This window comes from Hydrogenophaga sp., assembly GCF_019264445.1.
GTDB lineage: Bacteria > Pseudomonadota > Gammaproteobacteria > Burkholderiales > Burkholderiaceae_C > Hydrogenophaga.
Genome location: NZ_JAHVAB010000015.1, coordinates 1 through 18,858 on the forward strand (window position 1 = coordinate 1; position 18,858 = coordinate 18,858).

The following is an 18,858-nucleotide window of genomic DNA, read 5'->3' on the forward strand; positions in this document are numbered from 1 at the left end:
TCACACGCCGTTCTTCAACAACTACCGCCCGCAGTTCTACTTCCGCACGACGGACGTGACCGGCTCGATCGAGTTGCCAGAAGGCAAGGAGATGGTGATGCCTGGTGACAACGTGTCGATCACGGTCAAGCTGATCGCCCCGATCGCCATGGAAGAAGGCCTGCGCTTCGCCATCCGCGAAGGTGGTCGCACCGTCGGCGCCGGCGTCGTCGCGAAAATCATCGCTTAAGTTAACGCCCTATGTGGGGCAAAAGCCAGTAGGGGTATAGCTCAATTGGCAGAGCGTCGGTCTCCAAAACCGAAGGTTGTAGGTTCGATTCCTACTGCCCCTGCCACCCAACAGGACATCGCCGGAAACTGAATCCACCCTGTTGCGTGGTTGAACAAGCCCACCGAAGTCGTGAAGACCTCTGGTGGGCTTGCGTGTCTCAAGCTTTCGGGTTTTGAGTGCGCTTTTTGAAAAGAATTGTCTGGATCCTCATGGCCACTTCCGAAGTTCAAACCGTCCACACCGGCGCCGACAAGGCCAAGCTGGCGGCGGCTGTTGCCCTGCTGCTGGGTTCTTTTGTGGCCTTCTACCTGCTGTCGTCGCGCGGTGCGCTCGCCCAATGGGGTGCGTTGATCGTGTTGCTCGCCGGGGCGGTGGTGGTGTTCGCGATTTCCGAGTCTGGCAAGCAGTTGATGGCGTTTGGGCGTGATGCCTGGCGCGAAGTCAAGAAGGTCGTGTGGCCCGCCCGCAAGGAGGCCATCCAGATGACAGCTTACGTGTTCGCATTCGTGTTCGTGATGGCCCTGTTCCTGTGGTTGACCGACAAGACGGTTGAGTGGGTGTTTTACGACCTGATTCTGGGCTGGAGGAAATAATGACCGAGCAAAACAGTCCTGTGGCCGCAGAAGGCATGCGCTGGTACGTGGTTCATGCCTACTCCGGCATGGAAAAGGCCGCTGAGCGCAACATCGTCGAGCGCATCAACCGCGCTGGCATGCAAGACAAATTTGGCCGCATTCTCGTGCCCACCGAAGAGGTGGTGGAGATGAAGAATGGCCAGAAGCGCACCACTGAGCGCAAGTTTTTCCCTGGCTACGTGCTGGTCGAAATGGTGATGGACGACGACACGTGGCACCTGGTGAAGCACACCAACAAGGTCACAGGCTTTGTGGGTGGTGCCAAGAACCGGCCGGCGCCCATTTCCGAGGAAGACGTTCAGAAGATCGTCAACCAGATGCAGGAAGGCACCGACAAGCCTCGCCACAAGGTGGAGTTCGTGGTCGGCGAATACGTTCGCGTCAAGGAAGGCCCGTTCACCGACTTCAATGGCACGGTGGAAGAAGTCAACTACGAGAAGAACAAGATGCGTGTGTCGGTCACCATTTTTGGCCGTGCCACGCCTGTCGAGCTGGAATTCAGCCAGGTCGAGAAAACCTGAGTTTCTTTTGTGGTGCAGGCGGGTCGGCCCGACGCTTGTGCCATGGTTTTTCATCCCGGGTCCCCAACCGCGAGGAGGTTGTCTTGATGGCAGCCGTCTGCACTCGCAGGAGCTAAAAAATGGCGAAAAAAATCGTCGGCTTCATCAAGCTGCAAGTGCCAGCTGGTAAGGCCAACCCATCCCCACCGATCGGCCCGGCGCTGGGTCAGCGTGGCTTGAACATCATGGAGTTCTGCAAGGCGTTCAACGCCCAGACCCAGGGCGTCGAGCCCGGTCTGCCGCTGCCGGTGGTGATCACCGCGTTTGCAGACAAGAGCTTCACCTTCATCATCAAGACGCCCCCGGCGACCACCTTGATCAAGAAGGCCATCAAGCTGGACAAGGGCTCTTCGGTGCCCAACAAGAACAAGGTCGGCAAGATCACCCGGGCTCAGCTCGAAGAAATCGCCAAGACCAAGATGAAGGACATGACCGCTGCCGATGTGGACGCCGCTGTGCGCACCATCGCCGGTTCGGCTCGCTCGATGGGCGTGATTGTGGAGGGCGTGTAAATGGCCAAGCTGACCAAAAAACAGAAAGCCTTCGAAGGCAAGGTCGACAGCAACAAGCTGTACAGCCTGACCGACGCCCTGGCGATCATCAAGGAATGCGCCAACGCCAAGTTTGACGAGTCCATCGACGTCGCCATTCAACTGGGCGTGGACGCCAAGAAGTCTGACCAGGTGGTGCGTGGTGCGGTCGTGATGCCCAACGGCACCGGCAAGACCAAGCGCGTTGCTGTGTTCGCGCAAGGCGCCAAGGCCGAAGAAGCCAAAGCCGCTGGTGCAGACATCGTCGGTATGGACGACCTCGCTGCCGACATCAAGGCCGGCAACATGAACTTCGACGTGGTGATCGCCTCGCCAGACGCCATGCGCATCGTCGGTACCCTGGGTCAGGTGCTCGGCCCCCGTGGCCTGATGCCCAACCCGAAGGTGGGTACGGTGACGCCCGATGTGGCGCAAGCCGTGCGCAACGCCAAGGCGGGTCAGGTGCAGTTCCGCGTCGACAAGGCCGGCATCGTGCACGGCACGATCGGCCGCCGTTCTTTTGATTCCGACAAGCTCCAGGGCAACCTGGTGGCGCTGCTGGACGCACTGACCAAGGCCAAGCCGGCAACCAGCAAGGGTGTGTACCTGCGCAAGGTGGCTGTGTCCTCGACCATGGGTGTGGGCGTTCGCGTCGACACGCAATCCATCTCGGCGTGATGGCTGGATAGAAGCAAAGAATTCGGGTGACGCAAGTTGCCCGGGTGTGGTGGGTCCGCAAAGCGGTTGCAAAACCAGGATGCGGAGCCATCCAAGACCGTTGGTGTCGGGTGGTGCTCTTCGGAGTGCGGCCTGACTTAATAGTGACAAGCCAACGCAGATGGCGATCCCGCTGCAGATGGAACAAGTTCCAAAACAGTTGGTCGCTGCAATGAGGCGTGCCCCAGGTCCATTGGACGGCGGGCACATTTAAGGAGTAGACCTTGAGTCTGAATCGCAGTGAGAAAGAAGCGGTCATTTCCGAAGTGACCAGCCTCGCCGCAAAAGCTCAAACGCTCGTGATGGCGGAATACCGTGGCATCACGGTCGCGAACATGGACAAACTGCGCGTGACAGCCCGCAGCAATGGTGTGAGCCTGAGTGTGTTGAAGAACACCCTGGCCCGCCGTGCGGTGGCTGGCAGCCCGTTTGAAGTGGCCGCTGACCAGATGACCGGCCCGCTCATCTATGGCTTCTCTGAAGACGCCGTGGCCGCCGCGAAAGTGGTGGCTGACTTCGCGAAAACCAACGACAAGCTGGTGATTCGCGGCGGTGTGTACGGAGGCAAGGCCCTGGATGTCAACGGCGTGAAGACGCTGGCCAGCATTCCTTCGAAGGAAGTGTTGTTGGCTCAGCTCTGTGGCTTGCTGATGTCCCCCATCTCGCGCACGGCCGTGGTGCTGGGCGCGCTGGCGGCCAAAAAAGGCGAAGGCGCTGCCGCACCGGCAGCCGAGGAAGCGGCTGCCGCCTGATGGGCGCAGCACGTTCGTTCAATCCAATTGTTAGGAAATCAAAATGGCATTCGATAAAGACGCATTTCTGACCGCGCTGGACAGCATGACGGTCATGGAACTCAACGAGCTGGTGAAAGCCATCGAAGAGAAGTTTGGTGTGAGCGCTGCCGCCATGGCCGCTCCTGCTGCTGGTGGTGGCGGTGCTGCCGCTGCTGCCGCTGAAGAGAAGACCGAGTTCAACGTTGTGCTGGTCGAAGCCGGCGCGAACAAGGTGTCCGTCATCAAGGCCGTGCGCGAAATCACCGGCCTGGGTCTGAAGGAAGCCAAGGACCTGGTCGACGGCGCACCGAAGAACGTGAAGGAAGCCGTGGCCAAGGCCGACGCCGAAGCCGCCGTGAAGAAGCTGGTGGAAGCCGGCGCCAAGGCCGAGCTGAAGTAATTCGCCCGGTTTCAGGGGCTGGAGTGCTCGACAAGGGCCTCCAGCCTTTGGTGCTTTCTGAGCACGTCCTTGTTTCATGCCGCAGGCTTGACAAGGGCGTGCCGATGAAACACCGCTAAGCAGATTGCCACAGTCTGCTTAGCAGTGTTTTCTGACCCCGACTGCAGAAAACGACTTGGTTCGGGCCTGTGTGCAACGCACAGGCCGTCCGCCAATGGTTGGTAGAGGCCAGCCACCAAGAAAGTCACCCGGGAAGCTCCCCGGGTAGGCAAGACAGTCGCCGCAGACCTCAAGCCCGGAGATCTCATGGCCTCAGCATCGAATTACTCATACACCGAACGCAAGCGCATCCGCAAGAGCTTTGGTACCCGCGAAAACGTTCTCGCGATTCCTTACCTCCTGCAGATGCAGAAGGACGCGTACACCGCGTTCCTGCAAGCCGACAACGCGCCCAAGAAGCGCACCAACGAAGGCCTGCAGGCGGCATTCGAAGCCGCTTTCCCCATCGTCTCGCACAACGGTTTTGTGGAGATGAAGTTCGTTGAGTACAACCTGGCCAAGCCCGCTTTCGACGTGCGCGAATGCCAGACGCGTGGCCTCACGTTTGCTTCGGCCGTGCGCGCACGCGTGCAGCTGATCATCTATGACCGCGAGTCCTCGACCGCGCAGTCGAAGGTGATCAAGGAAGTGAAAGAGCAGGAGGTCTACATGGGCGAAGTGCCCCTGATGACCGAGAAGGGCTCCTTCATCATCAATGGCACCGAGCGTGTGATCGTTTCGCAGCTGCACCGCTCGCCTGGCGTGTTCTTCGAACACGACAAGGGCAAGACGCACAGCTCGGGCAAGCTGTTGTTCTCGGCTCGCATCATTCCCTACCGTGGCTCGTGGCTCGATTTCGAATTCGACCCGAAGGACGTGCTGTTCTTCCGTGTCGACCGCCGTCGCAAGATGCCCGTCACGATCCTGCTCAAGGCCATCGGCCTGACGCCGGAAACGATTCTGGCCAACTTCTTCGTCAACGACCACTTCCGCGTCATGGACAGCGGCGCGCAGATGGCTTTCGTGCCCGAGCGCCTGCGCGGTGAAGTCGCACGCTTCGACATCACCGACAAGAGCGGCAAGGTGGTGGTGGCCAAGGACAAGCGCATCACCGTACGCCACACCCGTGAGCTGGAGCAGTCGGGCACCACGCACATCAGCGTGCCGGAAGACTTCATGATCGGCCGCGTCGTGGCCCGCAACATCGTGGACGAGGACACGGGCGAAATCATCGCCAAGGCCAACGAAGAGCTGACCGAAGCCCTGCTGAAGAAGTTGCGCACCGCCGGTGTGCAGGACCTGCAGTGCCTCTACACCAACGAACTGGACCAGGGCGCCTACATCTCGCAGACCCTGCGCATCGACGAAACCGCTGACGAGTTCGCCGCGCGCGTGGCCATCTACCGCATGATGCGCCCTGGCGAGCCGCCGACCGAAGACGCGGTGCAGGCGCTGTTCCATCGCCTGTTCTACAACCCGGACACGTACGACCTGTCGCGCGTGGGCCGCATGAAGTTCAACGCCCGCGTGGGCCGCGACGAATCCACCGGCCCGATGGTGCTGTCCAACGAAGACATCCTGGCTGTGGTCAAGATCCTGGTGGACCTGCGCAACGGCCGCGGTGAAGTCGATGACATCGACCACCTGGGCAACCGCCGCGTGCGCTGCGTCGGCGAACTCGCCGAGAACCAGTACCGCACCGGCCTGGCGCGTATCGAAAAGGCCGTGAAGGAGCGTCTGGGCCAGGCCGAGCAAGAGCCGCTGATGCCGCACGACCTGATCAACTCCAAGCCGATTTCCGCGGCCCTCAAGGAGTTCTTCGGTGCATCGCAGCTCTCGCAGTTCATGGACCAGACCAACCCGCTGGCGGAAATCACGCACAAGCGCCGCGTCTCGGCCCTGGGCCCGGGCGGTCTGACCCGCGAACGCGCTGGCTTCGAGGTGCGCGACGTGCACGTGACCCACTACGGTCGTGTGTGCCCGATTGAAACGCCTGAAGGCCCGAACATCGGTCTGATCAACTCGCTGGCCCTGTATGCGCGCCTGAACGAATACGGCTTCATCGAGACGCCGTACCGCCGTGTGGTGGACGGCAAGGTCACGAACCAGATCGATTACTTGTCGGCCATTGAAGAAGGCAAGTACGTCATCGCCCAGGCCAACGCCGCACTCGATGCCGAAGGCCGCCTGACCGGCGACCTGATCTCCGCCCGTGAAAAGGGTGAATCGATCCTCACGCCAGCAGACACCATCCAGTACATGGACGTGTCGCCGGCGCAGATCGTGTCTGTGGCCGCTTCGCTGGTGCCGTTCCTCGAGCACGATGACGCGAACCGCGCGCTGATGGGCGCCAACATGTCGCGCCAGGCCGTGCCCGTGCTGCGTCCTGAAAAGCCGCTGGTGGGCACCGGCATCGAGCGCGTCGCTGCGATCGACTCCGGCACCGTGGTGACCGCCAAGCGCGGCGGCGTGGTGGATTACGTGGACGCGACCCGCATCGTGATCCGCGTGAACGACGCCGAAGCCGTGGCCGGTGAAGTGGGTGTGGACATCTACAACCTCATCAAGTACCAGCGTTCCAACCAGAACACCAACATCCACCAGCGCCCCATCGTCAAGAAGGGCGACAAGCTGGCCAAGGGTGACGTGATCGCCGACGGCGCGTCCACCGACCTGGGCGAGATCTCGATCGGCCAGAACATGCTGATCGCCTTCATGCCCTGGAACGGCTACAACTTCGAAGACTCGATCCTGATCAGCGAGCGCGTGGTCGCCGATGACCGCTACACCTCGATCCACATCGAGGAACTGGTGGTGATGGCGCGCGACACCAAGCTGGGCGCGGAAGAAATCACCCGCGACATTCCCAACCTGGCCGAGCAGCAGCTCAACCGCCTGGACGACAGCGGCATCATCTACGTGGGCGCTGAAGTGCTGCCTGGCGACGTGCTGGTCGGCAAGGTCACGCCCAAGGGCGAGACCACGCTGACGCCGGAAGAGAAGCTGCTGCGCGCGATCTTCGGCGAGAAGGCTTCCGACGTGAAGGACACCTCGCTGCGCGTGGACCAGGGCTCGCAAGGCACCGTGATCGACGTGCAGGTGTTCACCCGCGAAGGCATCACCCGCGACAAGCGCGCCCAGCAGATCATTGACGACGAGCTCAAGCGCTTCCGTCTCGACCTGAACGACCAGCTGCGCATTGTGGAGGCCGACGCGTTCGACCGTATCGAGAAGCTGCTGATCGGCAAGACGGCCAATGGCGGTCCGAAGAAGCTGTCCAAGGGCACGACCATCGACAAGGCCTACCTGGACGACGTCGAGAAATACCACTGGTTCGACATTCGCCCAGCCGACGACAACGTCGCTGCCCAGCTCGAGTCGATCAAGAACTCGATGGAGCAGACGCGCCACAGCTTCGACCTCGCGTTCGAAGAAAAGCGCAAGAAGCTCACGCAAGGCGACGAGCTGCCCGCTGGCGTGCTCAAGATGGTCAAGGTGTACCTGGCTGTCAAGCGCCGCCTGCAGCCTGGCGACAAGATGGCCGGCCGTCACGGCAACAAGGGTGTGGTCTCCAAGATCGTGCCCGTGGAAGACATGCCGCACATGGCCGACGGCACCCCCGCCGACATCGTGCTCAACCCGCTGGGCGTGCCTTCGCGCATGAACGTGGGCCAGGTGCTGGAAGTGCATCTGGGCTGGGCCGCCAAGGGCCTGGGTCAGCGCATTGGCGACATGCTGCAAGCCGAAGCCAAGGTGGCCGAGCTGCGCAAGTTCCTGGAGAGCATCTACAACCAGGCCGGCAAGAAGGAAACGCTGGGCGCCCTCAGCGACACCGAAGTGCTGGAGATGGCGGAGAACCTGCAATCCGGCGTTCCGTTTGCCACCCCGGTGTTTGACGGTGCCTCGGAAGACGAGATCCGCGCCATGCTCAAGCTGGCCTATCCGGATGACATCGCACAACTCAAGGGCCTGACCGAGACCCGCACCCAGGCGCAGCTGTACGACGGCCGCACGGGTGACGCTTTCGAGCGCAAGACCACCGTGGGCTACATGCACTTCCTGAAGCTGCACCACTTGGTCGACGACAAGATGCACGCCCGTTCGACCGGCCCGTACTCCCTGGTCACCCAGCAGCCGCTGGGCGGCAAGGCGCAGTTCGGCGGACAGCGTTTCGGCGAGATGGAAGTGTGGGCGCTGGAAGCCTACGGTGCTTCGTACATCCTGCAGGAAATGCTCACCGTCAAGTCCGACGACGTGCAGGGCCGCACCAAGGTGTACGAGTCCATCGTCAAGGGCGAGCACACGATCGACGCCGGCATGCCCGAGTCGTTCAACGTGCTGGTCAAGGAAATCCGTTCGCTCGGTATCGACATCGAACTCGAACGTTCCTAATTCACCGAAAAGGAAAGAGTCACATGAAATCTTTGCTCGACCTGTTCAAGCAGTTCACGCCCGACGAGCACTTCGATGCGATCCGCATCGGCCTGGCTTCGCCGGAAAAAATCCGCTCGTGGTCCTTCGGTGAAGTCAAGAAGCCCGAGACCATCAACTACCGCACGTTCAAGCCTGAGCGCGACGGTCTGTTCTGCGCCAAGATCTTTGGCCCCATCAAGGACTACGAGTGCCTGTGCGGCAAGTACAAGCGCCTGAAGCACCGCGGCGTCATCTGCGAGAAGTGCGGCGTTGAAGTGACGCAGACCAAGGTGCGTCGCGAGCGCATGGGTCACATTGACCTGGCCGCGCCTTGCGCCCACATCTGGTTCCTGAAGTCGCTGCCTTCGCGTCTGGGCTTGATCCTGGACATGACGCTGCGCGACATCGAACGCGTGCTGTACTTCGAAGCGTATGTGATCGTCGACCCCGGCATGACCCCGCTGAAGAAGTTCGCGATCATGAGCGAGGACGACTTTGACGCCAAGCGCAAGGAATTCGGCGATGAATTCATCGCGAAGATGGGCGCCGAAGGCATCAAGGAACTGCTGCAGGCCATCGACCTCGACATCGAGATCGAGAAGCTGCGCAACGACCTGACCGGCTCGGAGCTCAAGATCAAGAAGAACGCCAAGCGCCTCAAGGTGCTGGAAGCCTTCAAGAAGTCGGGCATCAAGCCCGAGTGGATGGTGCTCGACGTGCTGCCCGTGCTGCCGCCGGACCTGCGTCCGCTCGTGCCGCTGGACGGTGGCCGCTTCGCGACCTCCGACCTGAACGATCTGTACCGCCGCGTCATCAACCGCAACAGCCGTCTGCGTCGCCTGCTCGAGCTCAAGGCACCTGAAATCATCGCCCGCAACGAAAAGCGGATGCTGCAGGAAGCCGTGGACTCGCTGCTGGACAACGGCCGCCGTGGCAAGGCCATGACCGGCGCCAACAAGCGCGCGCTCAAGTCGCTGGCCGACATGATCAAGGGCAAGAGCGGCCGCTTCCGCCAGAACTTGCTGGGCAAGCGCGTGGACTACTCGGGCCGTTCGGTCATCGTGGTGGGCCCCACCCTCAAGCTGCACCAGTGCGGCTTGCCCAAGCTGATGGCGCTGGAGCTGTTCAAGCCTTTCATCTTCTCGCGCCTGGAAGCCATGGGCATCGCCACCACCATCAAGGCGGCGAAAAAGGAAGTGGAAGCCGGCACGCCTGTGGTGTGGGACATCCTGGAAGAGGTGATCAAAGAGCACCCGGTGATGCTGAACCGCGCACCGACGCTGCACCGCCTGGGCATCCAGGCCTTTGAGCCGATCCTGATCGAAGGCAAGGCCATCCAGCTGCACCCGCTCGTTTGCGCGGCTTTCAACGCCGACTTCGACGGTGACCAGATGGCCGTTCACGTGCCGCTGTCCGTGGAAGCGCAGCTCGAAGCCCGCACGCTGATGCTGGCCTCGAACAACATCCTGTTCCCGGCCAACGGCGAGCCCTCCATCGTGCCGTCGCAAGACGTGGTGCTGGGCCTGTACTACGCCACCCGCGAGAAGATCAACGCCAAGGGTGAAGGCATGATCTTTGCCGATCTGGCCGAGCTCCAGCGCGCGCTGGAGGGTGGCACGGTCGAGATCACGGCCAAGATCAGCGTGCGCCTGACCCAGCACCAGCTGGACAAGGCCACGGGCGAGTTCGTGGCATCCACCTCGCTGGTGGACACCACGGTGGGCCGTGCGCTGCTGTCGGAAATCCTGCCCAAGGGCCTGCCGTTCGACGTGCTGAACAAGGCGCTGAAGAAGAAGGAAATCTCGCGCCTGATCAACACCTCGTTCCGCAAGTGCGGTCTGAAGGAAACCGTGGTGTTCGCCGACAAGCTGCTGCAAAACGGCTTCCGTCTGGCCACGCGCGCCGGTATCTCGATTGCGGTGGACGACATGCTGGTGCCGAAGGAAAAGCCGGCCATCATCGACCGCGCCGAAAACGAGGTGAAGGAAATCGCCCAGCAGTACGCCTCCGGTCTGGTGACCGCAGGCGAGCGCTACAACAAGGTGGTGGACATCTGGGGCAAGGCCGGTGACGAGATCTCCAAGGTCATGATGGCCCAGCTGGCCAAGCAGAAGACCACCGACCGCCATGGCAAGGAAGTGGATCAGGAGTCGTTCAACTCCATCTACATGATGGCCGACTCCGGTGCGCGTGGCTCTGCGGCGCAGATCCGCCAGCTCGCCGGCATGCGCGGCCTGATGGCCAAGCCCGACGGCTCCATCATCGAGACCCCCATCACGGCGAACTTCCGTGAAGGGCTCAACGTGTTGCAGTACTTCATCTCCACCCACGGCGCCCGAAAGGGTCTGGCCGACACGGCGCTGAAGACGGCCAACTCCGGCTACCTCACGCGCCGCCTGGTGGACGTGACGCAGGATCTGGTGGTCAACAGCCAGGATTGCGGTACCTCCAATGGCACGCTGATGCGCGCCATCGTCGAGGGCGGCGAAGTGATCGAGTCGTTGCGCGACCGCGTGCTGGGCCGTACCACGGCCGAAGAAGTGATTCACCCCGAGACCCGCGAAGTGCTGGTGCCCGCCGGTGAACTGCTCGATGAAGACCTGCTCGACGTGCTGGAAGCTGCGGCGGTGGACGAGGTGAAGGTGCGCACCGCACTGACCTGCGAAACCCGCTTCGGCATCTGTGCCAAGTGCTATGGCCGCGACCTCGGCCGCGGTGGCCTGGTCAACATCGGCGAAGCCGTCGGTGTGATCGCAGCCCAGTCGATCGGCGAGCCCGGCACGCAGCTGACGATGCGCACCTTCCACATCGGTGGTGCCGCATCGCGTGCGGCGGTGGCCTCCAGCGTGGAAGCCAAGTCCAGCGGTGTGATCGGCTTCAACGCCACCATGCGCTACGTGACCAACACCAAGGGCGAGCTGGTGGTGATCGCACGTTCGGGCGAGATCGTCATTCATGACGAACACGGCCGCGAGCGCGAGCGCCACAAGGTGCCCTACGGCGCGATCCTGTCGGTCAAGGCCGACCAGACCATCAAGGCCGGCGCCATCCTGGCGAACTGGGACCCGCTGACCCGCCCGATCATCACGGAATTCGCCGGTCAGGTGAAGTTCGAGAACGTCGAGGAAGGCCTCACCGTGGCCAAGCAGGTGGACGACGTCACCGGCTTGTCGACCCTGGTGGTGATCGATCCGAAGCGCCGCGGTGTGGCCAAGGTGGTGCGTCCGCAGGTCAAGCTGATCGACAGCACGGGCAACGAAGTGAAGATCCCCGGCACCGACCACTCGGTGACCATCGGCTTCCAGATCGGCTCGCTGATCCAGGTGCGCGATGGCCAGGACGTGGGCCCCGGCGAAGTGCTGGCACGCATCCCGGTTGAAGGTCAGAAGACGCGAGACATCACTGGCGGTCTGCCGCGTGTGGCCGAGCTGTTCGAAGCCCGCAGCCCGAAGGACAAGGGCATGCTGGCCGAAATGACCGGTACCGTGTCGTTCGGCAAGGAGACCAAGGGCAAGGTTCGCCTGCAGATCACCGACCCCGAAGGCAAGGTGTGGGACGACCTCATCCCCAAGGAAAAGAACATCCTGGTGCACGAAGGCCAGGTGGTCAACAAGGGCGAGAGCGTGGTGGACGGCCCGGCCGATCCGCAAGACATCCTGCGCCTGCTGGGTATGGAAGAGCTGGCCCGCTACATCGTCGACGAAGTGCAGGACGTCTACCGCCTGCAGGGCGTGAAGATCAACGACAAGCACATCGAGGTGATCGTTCGCCAGATGCTGCGCCGCGTGATCGTCGACAGCGTGGGCGATTCCTCCTACATCGCGGGCGAACAGGTCGAACGTTCGGAGATCCTCAACACCAACGACGCCCTGCGCGCCGAAGGCAAGATCCCCGCGACCTACTCCAACGTGCTGCTGGGTATCACCAAGGCTTCGCTGTCCACCGACTCGTTCATCTCGGCGGCTTCCTTCCAGGAAACCACGCGCGTGCTGACCGAGGCGGCCATCATGGGCAAGCGCGACGAGCTGCGTGGTCTGAAGGAAAACGTGATCGTGGGTCGTCTGATCCCGGCCGGTACCGGCATGGCCTATCACGAGGCGCGCAAGGTCAAGGAGAAGATGGACGACGAAGAGCGTCGCGCCATCGCCGAGGCCGATGCGATCTCGCTGGCCGCCGACCAGGCCGACTCGGCCGATGCCGCGAGCAGCACCAACGAGGCGGCGGAGTAACACTTCTGCCACTCACCCATAAAAAGCCCCCGGTTGTCCGACCGGGGGCTTTTTTCATGGGTTGCGGTGCCGCGTGGACGACAGGGCGCGGGGTATATTGGCCGCGCCTGCGAGGGAGCAGGTGTTGCACACAAGGAGTCTCGACCATGTCCGTTTCGCTGTGGGTCGCCCTGGCCCTGGGCCTGCTGGTGTTCTTCTGGGCAGTGGGTGCGTACAACCGCCTCGTGCGCCTGAAGAACGCGATTGCCAACGCGTTTGGCCAGATCGACGTGCAGCTCAAGCGCCGCTATGACCTCATTCCCAACCTGGTCGAAGTGGCGCGCCGGTACCTTGCGCACGAAGCGCAAACGCTGGAGGCCGTGATTGCCGCGCGCAACCAGGCGCGCACCGCAGAGCAGACCGCCGCCGGCAGCCCCCTCAATGCCGGTGCGCTGGGCGCGCTGGCGGGTGCCGAGCAAATGCTGGGCGGTGCGCTGGGCAAGCTGTTTGCGGTGGTGGAGGACTACCCCGATCTGAAGGCGGACCAGAACATGCGCGAGCTCAGCGAAGAGCTCACCAGCACCGAGAACCGCGTGGGCTTTGCGCGCCAGGCCTACAACGACCACGTGCTCGAATTCAACGATGCTGCGGCACAGTTCCCCACCTTGATCATTGCGCGCCTGTTTGGCTTTCAGCCGCTCACGATGCTGGCCTCCACCACGACCGAGGCGGAGCGCGAAACCTTGCGCATCCAGATGTGATGCACCCTTCGCGCCGCAAGGTGCGGCCCTGACATGCGCTTCTTCAAGCTCCAGCACGATGCGCGCGGCGAGACGCGGCGCCTGCTGTTTGTCTTCGCGCTCACGGTGGTGGTGCTGGTGGTGGCCGTCAACGCCGCGCTGGCGCTTGCGTGGGGGCTGACCTGGGGGTTCTGGATGCCGGGCGCGTTGAGCTACCCGCGCCACTTTTTTGCCGTCAACACCGGCGTGACCCTGCTCTTCGTGCTCGGTGGCTGGTGGGTGGAAACCTCGCGGCTGGCCGATGGAGGCGGCGTGCGACTGGCGGAGCAAATGGGCGCGCGGCCCGCTCAGCCTTCCGGCCACTTGGACGAGCAGCGCTTCTGCAACATCGTCGACGAGATGGCGATTTCCTCGGGCATGAAACGCCCGCAGCCGATGGTGCTGGCCCGCGACCAGGGCATCAACGCCTTCGCCGCCGGCTGGGATGAAGACGACGCCGTGGTGGCTGTGACGCAAGGCGCGCTCGACCACCTCACCCGCGAAGAGTTGCAGGGCCTCGTGGCGCACGAGTTCAGCCACATCGCGGAGGGCGACACGCGGCTGAACATGCGCCTGGTGGGCATGGTCTTCGGGCTGGAAATGCTCTACCGCCTCGGCCAGACCCTGTTTGAGCCCGACACCCGGGACCGCCGCATGGCGGCGGCGTTGTTGGGGCTGGCCATCATGGCGGCGGGCTGGCTGGGCTGGCTCGCAGGGCGTGCGCTGCAGGCGGCGGTGTCGCGCCAGCGCGAGTACCTGGCCGATGCGCGTGCCGTGCAATGGACGCGCAGCCGCGACGGGCTCGGGGGTGTCTTGCGAAAGGTGCTGAGCCAGCAGCGGGACGGGGTGGTGCCGCGACAAGTGGGATCGTTGGTGCAGCACATGTTGCTGGTGGCCCATACCGGTGGCAAGGCCGAACACTGGCTGGACTCGCACCCGCCGCTGGCCCAGCGCATTCGCCGCATTTACGGTCGTGACATGGGGCCGCTGCCCTTGCTGCGCACCGATGAGCCGAAGGCGTCTGCCGTGGAGCCCCCGGTGGCCGCCGATGGCGGTGGGCCCGGCTGGACCTTGAGCTGAGCTCGCCCGCACGGGTGTGTGACACTCGCCGTCTTCGCCGTTCTCGGCGCTTCCCACGGAACCCGTCTTGACCGCCTCGGCCCCGCCCCGCCCCCCCGCCCCCCAAGGCCCCGCGCTGGCCACCCAGCTGCGCCACACGGCAGCCTGCGTGCTCGCGGTGGAGCAAGGGCGTTCGCTCAGCGAGGTCTTGCCTGAGGTTGTGGCCGCTTTGCGTCCAGGCGTGCAGGCGCTCACTTTCCACGCGCTGCGCCACCTGGGTACCTCGCGCGCATTGGTGGGGCTGCTGGTGCAGCGCAAGCCCGCGCCGGCGTTGCAAGCCCTGCTGTGCAGCGCCATGGCGCTGCTGCTGGACGGCGCTGGCGAACAGGCCCCGAGCTACCCCGAGCACACCGTGGTGAACCAGACCGTGGAAGCTGCGCGCCAGGACCGGCGCACCGAGCGCCAGGCGCCCTTTGTCAATGCGTGCCTGCGCCGCTTTCTGCGCGAGCGCGCCGCGCTGCGCGCGCAGGTCGAAGCGGACCCGGTGGCCCGCTGGAACCACCCGCGCTGGTGGATCGAGCGCCTCCAGCGCGATCACCCCGATCGTTGGCAGGCCATTCTGGCCGCCAACAACGCGCCCGGCCCGATGGCCCTGCGGGTGAACCGCCGCCACACCGACCGCGCCCGCTACCTGGCGGCGCTGCGCGACGTGGGTCTGGATGCCACCCCGGTGGGCAGCGACGGGCTGGTGCTGCAGTCCCCCCAACCCGTCGAGCGCTTGCCCGGCTTCGCGCAGGGCGACTGTTCCGTGCAGGACGCCGCCGCCCAGCTCGCGGCCGATGTGCTGCTCGACGGGCGCGACTGGCCTGCTGGCAGCCGCGTGCTCGACGCCTGCGCTGCCCCCGGCGGCAAGACAGCGCACCTGCTCGAACGGGCCGATCTGGACCTGCTGGCCCTGGACGTCGACCCGCGCCGCTGCGAGCGCATTCAGGACACGCTGGCGCGCCTGGGTCTGCAGGCGCGGGTGCGCAGCGCAGATGCCGCGCGGCCTGCCGACTGGTGGGACGGCCAGGCGTTCGACGCCATCCTGCTGGACGCACCGTGCACCGCCTCCGGCATCGTGCGCCGCCACCCGGACGTGCGCTGGCTGCGCCGGGCCAGCGACGTCGAGGCACTCGTCGCCACGCAGCGCTCGCTGCTGGAATCGCTCTGGCCGTTGCTCAAGCCCGGAGGCCGGCTCGTCTACGCCACCTGTTCGGTGTTCCGTGCCGAGGGCTCGGAGCAGGTGCGATCGTTCCTTGTGCACCACACTGATGCAGTGCAGCGGCCTTCACCGGGCCATTTGCTGCCCGGTAACGCCGGTGTGCAAGAGGAGTTCAACGACAATCCTCCAGGTGGATACGACGGCTTTTTCTACGCCTGCATCGACAAGGCCCTGCCTTGAACGAGCGACGCCCGCCCCCCGCGGCACCCGCGCCATGATTCATGGTTTCGGGCTCTGCCTGGGGTTGGTGCTGTCGTTGCTGATGTTCTGGCCCGCCCATGCGCAGGCGCCGCAGGTGCAGCAAATCAGTTTGCTGCGCACCCCCGAGGGCTTGCTGCTCTCCGCCCGCATGGGCCTCCAGCCCGCGTCCGTGGTGGAAGAGGCCCTGTACAAGGCCGTTCCCCTGTATTTCGTGTGGCACGCCGATGTGTACCGCGCCCGCTGGTACTGGACCGACAAGCGCGTGGCCACCGCCACCCGCACGTTGCGGCTGGCTTACCAGCCGCTCACGAGGCGCTGGCGGGTCAGCCTGTCCAATGACATGGCCGCTGCCGCTGGCGGGGCGGGCATGCAGTACGCGCTGCACCAGAACTTCGACTCCCTCAACGAGGCGCTGGCAGGCGTCGGGCGGGTGGCGCGGTGGCGGGTGGCCGATGCCGCACGGCTGGAGCCCGGCGCCGACCACGAAGTCGAATTCTCCTTCCGTCTTGACCTGTCCTTGCTGCCTCGGCCCTTCCAGATCGGCATGGGCAACCAGGCGGAATGGAACGTGGAAGTTCGACAGACGTTGCCCGTGCCCGAGCGCATCGAGCCCGAAAAGGCCGCAGACCACGCCGCGGGCGTGCACGCCATTGAGCTCACCGGCGAAGCCAGCGTGAGCGAGCCCACGCGCTGAACATCATGCGCAGCGCACACGGCCAGACCGGTGTTGACGCCGCCATGACGCCCGTCCACACCACCCCGCCCAAGGCCAAACCGGCGGCCGTGCGATGGGCCATCGGTGCGGGCCTGGTGTTCATGGCTGGCGTGGGCATGGTGTTGTTGTTCCTGCTCACGCTGGCCACCAACAACCGTGCCTTCTACGAGCAGAACTTCAACTGGCTGGTCGGCATCAACGTCGCCGTGGCGGCCTTCCTCCTGCTGGTCATCCTGTGGCTGGCCATGCGGCTGACGCTGCGCCTCAAGCGCGGCAAATTCGGCAGCCGCCTGCTCATCAAGCTCGCGGGCATCATCGGCCTCGTCGGCATCCTGCCGGGCCTGCTGATCTACACCGTGTCGTACCAGTTTGTCTCGCGCTCGATCGAGAGCTGGTTCGATGTGCGGGTCGAGTCGGCGCTGGCTGCAGGCCTCAATCTGGGGCGCACGACACTCGATACCCTCACGGCCGACCTGACCAGCAAGACGCGCGTGGCCGCCGAAGGGCTGTCGCGTTTGCCGAACTCATCGGCGGTGCTGGCGCTGGAGCGCCTGCGCGAGCAACTCGGTGTGACCGACCTGGTGCTGTGGGGTGCGAGTGGCCAGGCGCTGGGCAGCTCGGGCATCTCCCGCTTCGACATCAACCCCGAACGGCCCACGGCCGCGCAGTTTCGCAGCGCACGCTCCGCCCGTGTGGTGGCGCAGATCGAAGGCCTGGAAGAAGACGGCAGTGGCGAGATCGAGGCGCTCATCGCGGCCAGCCAGCCGCGCATCAAGGTGCTGGCCCTGGTGAGCCCGCCCAACTTCGGCTTCAGCGCCGAGTCGCGCTACCTGCAGGTGGTGGTGCCGTTGCCCGGTGCGCTGGTGACCGACGCGCTCGCGGTGCAGGTGGCCAACCGCGAGTACCAGGAACGCGCCCTCACCCGCGAAGGCCTGCGCCGCATGTACATCGGCACGCTCACGCTGGCGCTGTTTCTGGCGGTGTTTGGCGCGGTGCTGCTGGCCGTGCTGCTGGGCAATCAGCTCGTGCGACCGCTGCTCGTGCTCGCCGAGGGCATGCGCGAAGTGGCGGCTGGCAACCTCGCGCCCAAAATGGCCCTGACCTCGCGCGACGAACTCGCCAGCCTCACCCGCACCTTTGCGCACATGACGCAAGACCTGGCGGATGCGCGCACGGCCGCCCAGCAAAACATGGAGCAGGCCGATGCCGCGCGCGACAACCTGCAGACCATTCTGGACAACCTCACGGCCGGCGTCGTCGTGCTCGACGAGCAAGGTCGCGTGCACAGCGTCAACCCCGGTGCGGCGCGCATCCTGCACACACCGCTGGCCCTGCACCTGGGCCAGCCGCTGGCCGATGTCCCCGGGCTCGAAGCCTTCGGTCAGGCGGTGCTGCAGCAGTTCGAGCGGTTCCTGTCGGAGCAGACCCAGCACGAGGGTGGGCACTGGCAGCAGTCGTTCGAGCTCAATGCGGACGGCAGCACCCCGTTTCAGGAAGGACTCACCCTCATTGCGCGCGGCGCGCTGTTGCCCAACAACGAACGGCTGCTGGTGTTTGACGACGTGTCCGAAATGGTCTCGGCACAGCGCGCCAAGGCCTGGGGCGAAGTGGCGCGGCGCCTGGCGCACGAGATCAAGAACCCGCTCACCCCCATCCAGCTGTCAGCCGAGCGGCTGGCCATGAAACTCGAGGGCAAGGTGCAGCCGCCCGAGCAGGCCATCCTCAACAAGTCGGTGCGCACCATCGTCGATCAGGTCGATGCCATGAAGCGCCTGGTCAATGAATTCCGCGACTACGCGCGCCTGCCCGCTGCCCAGCTCGCCGCGGTCGACCTCAATGCCCTGGTGCGCGACATCGTGGTGCTCTACGACAACGCGGCCGTGCCGGTGCGCCTCGAACTCGCCGACGACCTGCCACAGGCCAAGGCCGATCCGCAGCAGGTGCGCCAGACGTTGCACAACCTCGTGCAGAACGCGCAAGACGCCATGGCCGGCGTGCCCGGTGCGCAAGTGGTGCTGCGCACGCGCCGCTCGGACTCCGGCCAGTGGGTGCGCCTGTCGGTGCTCGACCAAGGCCCGGGCTTTGCCGAGCACATCCTCAAGCGCGCCTTCGAGCCCTACGTGACCACCAAGGTCAAGGGCACCGGCCTGGGGTTGGCGGTGGTCAAGAAAATCATGGACGAGCATGGCGGGCGCGTGGACCTGAGCAACCGCATGACCGAAGGCAAGGTGATCGGCGCGCAAGTGTCGTTATCATTCGCAGTTGCAAATTGACAACACGCTCCGAGGGACACA

The 18,858-nt window shown here is 64.2% G+C and carries 13 protein-coding genes, 1 tRNA gene and 1 pseudogene; all 15 read left to right on the forward strand.

What is annotated here, in order from left to right; translation table 11 throughout:
- A pseudogene (gene tuf / locus KXJ60_RS01685) lies at nucleotides 1-229 on the forward strand (elongation factor Tu); the annotation flags it as partial.
- Between the two features lie 30 nt (nucleotides 230-259).
- A tRNA-Trp gene (locus KXJ60_RS01690) sits at nucleotides 260-335 on the forward strand.
- A gap of 145 nt (nucleotides 336-480) precedes the next feature.
- Nucleotides 481-864: a preprotein translocase subunit SecE gene (secE, locus tag KXJ60_RS01695; RefSeq protein WP_291123676.1), complete on the forward strand. Its 384-nt coding sequence runs from the start codon at nucleotides 481-483 to the stop codon at nucleotides 862-864.
- Nucleotides 864-1,427 carry a transcription termination/antitermination protein NusG gene (nusG, locus tag KXJ60_RS01700; RefSeq protein ID WP_291123677.1) on the forward strand — a complete coding sequence of 188 codons (564 nt, stop codon included), beginning with the start codon at nucleotides 864-866 and terminating at the stop codon, nucleotides 1,425-1,427. Before secE ends, nusG begins: the two co-directional genes overlap by 1 nt.
- Nucleotides 1,428-1,546: 119 nt before the next feature.
- Entirely contained in the window at nucleotides 1,547-1,978 is a 432-nt protein-coding gene (gene rplK, locus KXJ60_RS01705; protein ID WP_137922451.1) for a 50S ribosomal protein L11, read from the forward strand.
- The gene (gene rplA, locus KXJ60_RS01710; protein ID WP_291123678.1) at nucleotides 1,979-2,674 is read left to right on the forward strand and encodes a 50S ribosomal protein L1; all 696 of its coding nucleotides are present in this window, start codon (nucleotides 1,979-1,981) and stop codon (nucleotides 2,672-2,674) included.
- A gap of 263 nt (nucleotides 2,675-2,937) precedes the next feature.
- Nucleotides 2,938-3,465 (forward strand): 50S ribosomal protein L10, encoded by a 528-nt coding sequence (gene rplJ / locus KXJ60_RS01715; RefSeq protein ID WP_291121846.1) that lies wholly within the window; start codon nucleotides 2,938-2,940, stop codon nucleotides 3,463-3,465.
- Between the two features lie 43 nt (nucleotides 3,466-3,508).
- Nucleotides 3,509-3,886 (forward strand): 50S ribosomal protein L7/L12, encoded by a 378-nt coding sequence (gene rplL / locus KXJ60_RS01720; RefSeq protein WP_291123679.1) that lies wholly within the window; start codon nucleotides 3,509-3,511, stop codon nucleotides 3,884-3,886.
- Nucleotides 3,887-4,192: 306 nt separating this feature from the next.
- Entirely contained in the window at nucleotides 4,193-8,317 is a 4,125-nt protein-coding gene (gene rpoB / locus KXJ60_RS01725; RefSeq protein WP_291123680.1) for a DNA-directed RNA polymerase subunit beta, read from the forward strand.
- A gap of 23 nt (nucleotides 8,318-8,340) precedes the next feature.
- Nucleotides 8,341-12,567 (forward strand): DNA-directed RNA polymerase subunit beta', encoded by a 4,227-nt coding sequence (gene rpoC, locus KXJ60_RS01730; protein WP_291123681.1) that lies wholly within the window; start codon nucleotides 8,341-8,343, stop codon nucleotides 12,565-12,567.
- Nucleotides 12,568-12,713: 146 nt separating this feature from the next.
- Nucleotides 12,714-13,307 (forward strand): LemA family protein, encoded by a 594-nt coding sequence (locus KXJ60_RS01735; protein WP_291123682.1) that lies wholly within the window; start codon nucleotides 12,714-12,716, stop codon nucleotides 13,305-13,307.
- A 33-nt stretch (nucleotides 13,308-13,340) separates the two neighbouring features.
- Entirely contained in the window at nucleotides 13,341-14,405 is a 1,065-nt protein-coding gene (locus KXJ60_RS01740; protein ID WP_291123683.1) for a M48 family metalloprotease, read from the forward strand.
- 67 nt (nucleotides 14,406-14,472) lie between these two features.
- On the forward strand, nucleotides 14,473-15,828 hold the full coding sequence (rsmB, locus tag KXJ60_RS01745; protein ID WP_291123684.1) for a 16S rRNA (cytosine(967)-C(5))-methyltransferase RsmB: 1,356 nt from the start codon (nucleotides 14,473-14,475) through the stop codon (nucleotides 15,826-15,828).
- Between the two features lie 34 nt (nucleotides 15,829-15,862).
- The gene (locus tag KXJ60_RS01750) at nucleotides 15,863-16,543 is read left to right on the forward strand and encodes a DUF4390 domain-containing protein (RefSeq protein ID WP_291123685.1); all 681 of its coding nucleotides are present in this window, start codon (nucleotides 15,863-15,865) and stop codon (nucleotides 16,541-16,543) included.
- A 44-nt stretch (nucleotides 16,544-16,587) separates the two neighbouring features.
- The gene (locus KXJ60_RS01755) at nucleotides 16,588-18,837 is read left to right on the forward strand and encodes an ATP-binding protein (RefSeq protein WP_291123711.1); all 2,250 of its coding nucleotides are present in this window, start codon (nucleotides 16,588-16,590) and stop codon (nucleotides 18,835-18,837) included.
- Nucleotides 18,838-18,858: the final 21 nt, after the last annotated feature.